This is a genomic window from Cupriavidus sp. FW305-46, assembly GCF_058787075.1.
The window spans coordinates 20,090-27,248 of record NZ_JBYSZI010000072.1 but is presented as its reverse complement, the minus strand read 5'-3'; the positions used below and the strand labels follow the sequence as shown (position 1 = coordinate 27,248).

Genomic DNA, 7,159 nt, shown 5'->3' with positions numbered 1-7,159 from the left:
TGCAGAGAGTCTCCACCCCGATCCAGCCCCCCGGCCGCGCCGCCCTGCTTGCCACCCTGGAGCGCGAGCCGCGCTGGGATGTGATCGTCATCGGCGGCGGCGCCACCGGCCTGGGCACCGCAGTCGACGCCGCCTCGCGCGGCTACCGAACGCTGCTGGTCGAAGCCGCGGATTTTGCCAAGGGCACCTCCAGCAAGGCCACCAAGCTGGTGCATGGCGGCGTGCGCTACCTGGCCCAGGGCAATATCAGCCTGGTGCGCGAGGCCCTGCACGAGCGCGGCCTGCTGGCGCGCAACGCGCCGCACCTGGTGTGGCCGCTGGGCTTCGTGGTGCCGGCCTACCAGCTGTTCGACCAGCCCTTCTACGGCATCGGCCTCAAGGTCTACGACATGCTGGCCGGCGACCTCAACCTGGCCGGCAGCCGCTGGCTGAACCACCGCGAGGTGCTGGCCGCGGCGCCCAACCTGGCCGAGCACGTCGGCGGGCGTCCGCTGCGCGGCGGCAACCTGTATTTCGACGGCCAGTTCGACGATGCGCGGCTGGCGGTGGCGCTGATGCGCACGCTGTTCGACGTGGGCGGCACCGCGGTCAACTACATGCGCGTGACCGGCCTGAGCCAACAAGGCGGCGTGATCAGCGGCGTGACCGTGCAGGATGTGCTGGGCGACGCCACCTTCCACCTGCGCGCCGACTGCGTGATCAACGCCACCGGCGTATGGGTCGATGCGATCCGGCAGATGGAAGACGGCCACGCGCGTGCCATGGTCGCGCCCAGCCAGGGCGTGCACCTGACGCTGCCGCGCAGCTTCCTGCCGGGCGAGCGCGCCATCCTGATCCCCAAGACCGACGACGGCCGGGTGCTGTTCGTGGTGCCCTGGAACGGCCACACCATCGTCGGCACCACCGACACGCCGCGCCGCGACCTGCCGCTGGAACCAGACGCCGGCGCCGACGATGTCGACTTCATCCTGGAAACCGCGTCGCGCTACCTGGCCAGGGACCCGACCCGTGCCGACGTCACCAGCGTCTGGGCCGGCCTGCGGCCGCTGGTGCGGGCCACCGGCGAGGCCTCTACCGCATCGCTGTCGCGCGAGCATACGATCCTGGTGTCCAAGGCCGGGCTGATCACCGTCACCGGCGGCAAGTGGACCACTTACCGCAAGATGGCCGAAGACGTGATCGAGACCGCGATCCAGCGCCAGATGGTGCGCGCGGCCCCGTGCGTGACCGCCGAGCTGCCCCTGCACGGCGCGGCGGGGCTGCCGGCAGGGCTGCCGCCGCCGGATTCAGGCTCGCCGGACCGCTACTACGGCAATGAACTGGACCTGCTGCGCGCGCTGCCCGGATATGACCGGATGCTGGCACCAGCGTCGGGCCTGACCGAGGCGCACGTGCGCTTTGCGGCCCGGCACGAACTGGCGCGCCGGGTCGAGGACGTGCTGGCCCGCCGCAACCGCGCGCTGTTCCTGGACGCGCGCGCCGCCGTGGACGCCGCGCCGGCCGTGGCCGCGGTCCTGGCCGAGGAGCTCGGCGAGAACGAGGCCTGGCAGGCGCGCGAAATCGAGAGCTTCCGCACGCTCGCCGCCGGCTACATGCTCGGCTGACCCGGACGCCGCCGGAACCACCATCGGCGCCGCCCCCTCTCAACTGGCTGCCCCCCCATCGACCAAGGCAAACCCATGACCACTCGTCCGATCCTGTCCTGCGCCCGCGCCGTGGCCCTGCTCGCAACCGTCGGCGCCTGCGCCGCCGCGCACGCCGCCCGCGCGCCCGGCATCGACGGCGTGCGCTTCCCGGACGTGCGCACCGTGCGCTACCAGTGCGACGGCGGCAAGACTCTTTCCGTGCGCTATTTCAACAGCCCGGACAACCAGGCGGCAGTGTTCCGCATCGACGGCAAGCCGGTGCTGGCGGTCAGCACCGTGTCGGCCTCCGGCGCGCGCTATGTCGGCGGCCGCTACGAATGGTGGACCAAGGGCGAGGAAGGCACGCTGCGCGACCTGATGCAGGCCGAAAACGCCGCGCCGGCGCTGGCCAACTGCCAGGCAAAGCCCTAAGCGCCACGTCAACGTTTGAGGTGGCGGCGTTCCGGGCGATAATGCGGGGATTGAATCAGGGAGAACACCATGGACGAGATTGAAGATCTGTCCGATCTGCCGATGCCCCGCTTTATCTGGGGCTTCGCCGTTATCGCAGGCAAAGGCGGCGAGGTCATGCACGACGAGTTCGAGTATCTGACCCATACCCGCAGCCCGCGCTTCACCTGCCGCGTGGTCGAGCTAGAAGACATGCCGGCGGAAAGCGAGGAAGACGCCATCGATGGCCGCATCGTCCATGAAGACGATCCGAGCCGGATGTTCTATATCACCGATGCCGGCATGGCGCTGGTCAATTTCCAGCTGTTCGACAAGATGCCGGACAAGCAGAAATTCAAGCGTATCTGCGACGAAGCCATCGCCAACTGGATGCTGCGCCGCGAATTCCTTGACGAAGAAGAAGAGGACTGACCCGCTCGTGGCCTGATGGGGTCAGGCAGGTGGCCGCGGGCGCGGCCACCATATTTCAGCTCTGGCCCTGCTCCGGCGGCAACGCGCCCGCCAGCAGTTCATTGAGCAGCCCGGTCATGCCACCCGGGTGATCGACGGCAAGCGCCTGCAGGCGCTTGACCAGCGTGCCGTCCAGCTTGCACGCAAAGGGCACCAGACCTTGCTCCTGGTCGAGCCGGCGCTGTTCGCGCCGGTCCGGGCGCGCCGCGCCGCCGGGAATACCCCGCCCCGCCGAAGCCTGCTTCAGGCTGTTGGCGATCTTCAGGCCCTTGTTTTTTTCCAGGTCCGTTTTCTTCACGGCATTATCCGAAAGTCTGTAGAGGCCGGTATTGTACGCACCTGCGGCATCCACCGGCCGCAAGGCGACCGGCGCCGCTATTCGTTGCCGACTTCGATCAGTTCGGCAGCCACCCGCTGGATTTCCGCATAGACCGGAATGGCCTCCATCGGCCCGGTGCAGCCCACGGCCGTGGCCTGGCTGGCATCGGCGCCAGGCGGCAGGAACACAAAGGCCATGCCGGGCTGCCAGCCGGGATGCTTGCGCAGGCTGTCATTGAGGATGTCGAGATACTGCGCGCGCGTGAAAACGTGCTTTGCCATTGCTACCTCCGGTATCCGCCGCCGATGTGCCGCGCGGGCGCGGTTGTCATGGCGGCGATCGTAGCATGGCAAGGCCACCCGGCGTCACCGTGCGGCGCCGGGTGCCGGCACCTCAGCACTCGCCCTTCTTGGCGTGGCCGGGCGGGCAGTGATAGCCCTTGTCCTTGTGGCCCTTATCCTTGTGCCCCTTGTCCTTGTACCCGCCCTGGTCCCAGCGACCTGGCACCAGCACCCAGCCGTCGCGCGACTGGATCCAGCGCGGCGACTCATAGACATAGCCGGGGCGTTCACGTTCCCAGCGCCCCTTCTTCCAGGCGTGCTTGTGGTGGTGATCATCCCAGTCCCAGTAGCCCGGCATCCAGACATAGCCGGAGCGCGGCGCGGGCACGACCTCGTAGATCGGGGCCGGCGGTGGTACGCCGATGGCAATATTGACCGACACCTGAGCCATCGACGCCGCACTGAACGTCAGGCCGGAACCCAGCAGGGCCGCCAGCAGGAGTGCCTTGGCCGGCCGGAGCGCGCGATGTGTCATGGGAGTCCTTTCTTGTGGAGGAACATGCCCACAGTCTAGCGCGCACCGATCCCGGCGCAATGTAAGAAACGGTATCCGCTGGTCACAAAGATGCCGGCGCGCAACACTCGCTAGTGGTCTTCTGCCATCGCCTTGAGCTGGGCCTCGCCCGCTACCCGCGCGGCATCCGAGGTGGTGAAGGTGTCGTCCGAAACGATGGCGCGCCGGATCTGCTGCGCGCCAAAGTCCACCAGCGCGATGACCCACACATAGCGCCCCGCCTGGGGCGCGGTCTGCACGAAAGCCTTCAGGTTGTTGCGCGATTCACTTGCCATGATCCATCTCCTGTTGAGACGTGCCGCAGCACAGGTGTCTGGGAACTCTAGCACATGGCTCGCCCGCTCACCGGGTGGCGGCATCGGTGGCGAAGTCACGCAATTCGCGCGCCCGCCCGGCCGTCATCCGCGCCATGCAGGTCGCCCCGGCCACGCGCGCGGCCGTGCCGCCGGCCGGATTGGCCACATAGGTGCAGTTGGCCTGGCGAAACTCCAGCCAGACCCGCTGCGCGACCCGCAGCTGGCCGGTGCGCGGCGCTTCCAGCCGCCGCAGCAAGGCTTGATAGGCGCTGTTCAGCGCCACGTCCTGGACCCGTGCTTCGGCCGAGGCGCAGCCGAGCATGTCGGCAGTCGACGTGGCCTTGGCCATGCAGCGTTCATATTCGGCGCTCAGGCCATTGCCTTGCTCGGCGCGCGCCGGTGTGCCCGCCGCGGCGAGAACAAGGACGGCAAGACATGCGATGACGCGCATAACGGCTCTCCTTTTGCCTGGTGGTGACATGACGACGCCATGCCGGGGCATCGGGACGCTCAGGCCAGCCAGCGCCCCAGCGTGGCCACGGCGATATTGACCAGCCCGAGCACCAGGTTGGTCCCCACCGCCTGCCGGATGCGGTTCAGCGCGGCACCGGCGCCCGGCCAGTCCTGGGCATCCACGGCCCGGCCCAGCGCGCGATACGGCCCAAACCACACGTAGCAGAAAATCACCGTCATGACGAGGCCGATCCCCATCATCAGGTGCCAGCTGCGTGGGGCAGCGGACATGCCCACTGCAGCCAGCATCGCTGCGCCGCTCAGCAGGATCGCAATCACCGCCGCCCATACCCACGGGAAGAAGCGGGCAAACACACCGCGCCAGAGCCGCAGCCGCGGCGGCGGTTCCAGCACGGTGCCGGCCACGGGCCGCAGGCACAGGTAGGCGAAGAACATACCGCCCACCCAGACGGCAACGCCGGCAACGTGCAGGAAGCGGAAAAGCGGGTCGGCAATCATGGCGGCATGCGGCGGCGAGGCGCGCGTTGGGGACGATGGACCCATTCTAAGTGTTGTGCCCGCCACGGCGAAGCGCTGCGCGCGTTCCCGCCTGACTTCAGGAAAACGACCCAAAACCGTTAAACATTCCGTATCACGCCGCGTCGCAAACAGGCCCCACGGAAGCATGCCCGCACAAGCGTGTTCCGGGGCCGGGCCCGCCCGTGCCGGACGCTTGACCGCCCGGAACCCGCCCCCGGACAATAACTGCGGCTGCGGACAGCCCACCACCCATTACAGGCCACACCGAACCTCCTTCCCCAGACCATGGCTCCTGCCCCAGCCAGCGCCCTTCCCAGTGCCGATTCCGCCCGACGTCCACCGCTGCTGCGCCGCGCCCTGCCGGCCCTGCTCGCCGTGACGCTGGCGGTGCTGCCGGCCATGCTGCCGCCGGCGGTAACGGCGCAGCCCGCGCCGCAGCGCACCGACCTGGTCGCGCGCGTGGTCTTCAGCCTGCTGGGGTATGCACGCTGGCCGGTCGAGCGCGACCCGGTGCGGCTGTGCGTGGACAACACCAGCCGCTACTCCGCGCGGCTGATGGAAGGCGGCACGCTCGCCAATGGCCGCCCGGTGCGCGCGCGCCAGGTCGACGTGCTGGCCGACATGCTGCATCCGGCCTGCGATGCCCTCTACATCGGCGCCATGAACGAAGCCCGCCGCAAGCGGCTGTCAGGCGAGCTGACCGGCCGGCCGGTGCTGGTGATCGCCGAGGAAGACTTCGAGTGCGAGGTCGGCAGCATGTTCTGCCTGAACATCCGCGACCAGCAGGTCTCGTTCCGCGTCAACCTCGACACGCTCGCCCGCAGCGGCGTGCACGTGCACCCCGGCGTGCTGCAGCTGGGCCGCCGCAAGGGAGCGCCATCATGAGCGCCCACCAGCCGGCGCGCGGCAATGGCGCCCGCCCCACCCTCTACAGCGTGCTGCGCCGGATCCACCTGGGCGTGGCGCTGATCGCGGTATTCACTGCCGGGGTATCGCTGACCGCCCTTGGCCTGACCGCACTGCGCGTCTATGCCGACCACAACGTGCGGCTGGTGGCCCGCTCGATCGCCTACACGCTGGAAGCGCCAGTCGTATTCCGCGACCAGGCGGCCACCGGCGAGACGCTGGCGGCTATCGCCGCGTCCGAGGACATCGCGCGCGCCACCGTCTACGACCTCGACAACCACGTGCTGGCCGAATGGCAGCGCCCCGGCCAGGCGCCACTGACCGGCTTGCGCCACGTGCTGAGCGAGTGGCTGAGCATGGGTGTCGTGGAACAGCCGATCCTGCACCAGACGCAACAGGTCGGCATGCTGCGCGTCAGTGGCGACCCCCGCAACCTGCTGCATTTCCTGCTGCGCGGCGCGCTCGGCCTGCTTGGCTGCCTGCTGCTGACCGCCATCGGCGCCCACTACCTGGCCAGCCGGCTGCTGGTGCAGATCGTCGAGCCGCTGCGCAACCTGATGCGCGTGGCGCACGCGGTGCGTTCCAAGCGCGATTTCGCGCAGCGCACGCCGCCGGCCAGCATCGCGGAACTCAATGCCCTCAGCGAAGACTTCAACGGCCTGCTGGACGAACTGCAGACCTGGCAGAACCAGATGCAGCACGAGAACCGCTCGCTCGCCCACCGCGCCAACCACGATGCGCTGACCGGCCTGCTCAACCGCGCCGCCTTCGTCGAAGCGCTGGAGCACGCCGTGCGCCATGCCGCGGCCAACGACGAATACGCGGCCGTGCTGTACCTGGACAGTGACGATTTCAAGAACATCAACGACCGCCACGGCCATGCCGCCGGCGATGCCGTGCTGGTGGCCGTGGCCCAGCGCATCCGCGCCAGCCTGCGCGCCGGCGACACCGTGGCACGCATCGGCGGCGACGAGTTCGCCGTGCTGGCCGCAGCGCTGCGCGCGCCGCGCGACGCCATCCATATCGCCGAGCATATCCTGCAGGCAATGTCCGCCCCGATCGACCTGCCCGACGGCAGCACGGTGCAGGCCTCGCTCAGCATCGGCCTGGCCGTCTTCCCTGTCCATGCGCAAGGCAGCCAGGCGCTGCTGCACGCGGCCGACGCCGCCATGTACGGCGCCAAGCGGCGCTCCGGCGGCACCTGGCAATGCGCCGAGCCGCGCCTGGACGTCACGCAGTGAGAA

The 7,159-nt window shown here is 69.0% G+C and carries 11 protein-coding genes; 5 read left to right on the top strand and 6 right to left on the bottom strand.

From position 1 onward, the window contains the following. The 3 genes from AC3WON_RS26980 to AC3WON_RS26970 all read left to right on the top strand — a co-directional run. A partial coding sequence (locus AC3WON_RS26980) for a glycerol-3-phosphate dehydrogenase/oxidase (protein ID WP_492353101.1) occupies window positions 1–1,604 on the top strand: 1,604 nt, incomplete at its 5' end. 75 nt (window positions 1,605–1,679) lie between these two features. After that, window positions 1,680–2,057, top strand: a complete 378-nt coding sequence (locus AC3WON_RS26975) for an MliC family protein (protein ID WP_492353100.1) — start codon at window positions 1,680–1,682, stop codon at window positions 2,055–2,057. A gap of 69 nt (window positions 2,058–2,126) precedes the next feature. Further along, a complete protein-coding gene (locus tag AC3WON_RS26970) occupies window positions 2,127–2,507 on the top strand; it encodes a hypothetical protein (RefSeq protein WP_035818297.1) in 381 nt (126 codons plus the stop codon). A 55-nt stretch (window positions 2,508–2,562) separates the two neighbouring features. On the opposite strand, the gene AC3WON_RS26965 is transcribed toward AC3WON_RS26970, so the two are convergent. The 6 genes from AC3WON_RS26965 to AC3WON_RS26940 all read right to left on the bottom strand — a co-directional run bounded on the left by AC3WON_RS26965 (window position 2,563) and on the right by AC3WON_RS26940 (window position 4,988). Continuing rightward, the gene (locus tag AC3WON_RS26965; RefSeq protein ID WP_010814354.1) at window positions 2,563–2,844 is read right to left on the bottom strand and encodes a hypothetical protein; all 282 of its coding nucleotides are present in this window, start codon (window positions 2,842–2,844) and stop codon (window positions 2,563–2,565) included. Window positions 2,845–2,921: 77 nt separating this feature from the next. Further along, complete coding sequence (locus AC3WON_RS26960) at window positions 2,922–3,146, bottom strand: hypothetical protein (protein WP_010814355.1); 225 nt, start codon at window positions 3,144–3,146, stop codon at window positions 2,922–2,924. Window positions 3,147–3,258: 112 nt separating this feature from the next. Next, window positions 3,259–3,681, bottom strand: a complete 423-nt coding sequence (locus AC3WON_RS26955) for a YXWGXW repeat-containing protein (RefSeq protein WP_492320566.1) — start codon at window positions 3,679–3,681, stop codon at window positions 3,259–3,261. Between the two features lie 110 nt (window positions 3,682–3,791). Next, complete coding sequence (locus AC3WON_RS26950) at window positions 3,792–3,995, bottom strand: hypothetical protein (RefSeq protein ID WP_010814357.1); 204 nt, start codon at window positions 3,993–3,995, stop codon at window positions 3,792–3,794. 67 nt (window positions 3,996–4,062) lie between these two features. After that, window positions 4,063–4,467: a lysozyme inhibitor LprI family protein gene (locus AC3WON_RS26945; RefSeq protein ID WP_492320565.1), complete on the bottom strand. Its 405-nt coding sequence runs from the start codon at window positions 4,465–4,467 to the stop codon at window positions 4,063–4,065. Window positions 4,468–4,526: 59 nt separating this feature from the next. Then, the gene (locus AC3WON_RS26940; protein WP_492320564.1) at window positions 4,527–4,988 is read right to left on the bottom strand and encodes a CopD family protein; all 462 of its coding nucleotides are present in this window, start codon (window positions 4,986–4,988) and stop codon (window positions 4,527–4,529) included. A gap of 306 nt (window positions 4,989–5,294) precedes the next feature. Between AC3WON_RS26940 and yfiR the strand changes: the two genes are divergently transcribed. Both yfiR and dgcN read left to right on the top strand, forming a co-directional pair. Then, complete coding sequence (gene yfiR / locus AC3WON_RS26935) at window positions 5,295–5,894, top strand: regulatory sequestration protein YfiR (protein WP_492353099.1); 600 nt, start codon at window positions 5,295–5,297, stop codon at window positions 5,892–5,894. After that, on the top strand, window positions 5,891–7,156 hold the full coding sequence (gene dgcN, locus AC3WON_RS26930; RefSeq protein ID WP_492353098.1) for a diguanylate cyclase DgcN/YfiN: 1,266 nt from the start codon (window positions 5,891–5,893) through the stop codon (window positions 7,154–7,156). The genes yfiR and dgcN overlap by 4 nt, the downstream gene beginning before the upstream one ends. Window positions 7,157–7,159 lie beyond the last annotated feature (3 nt).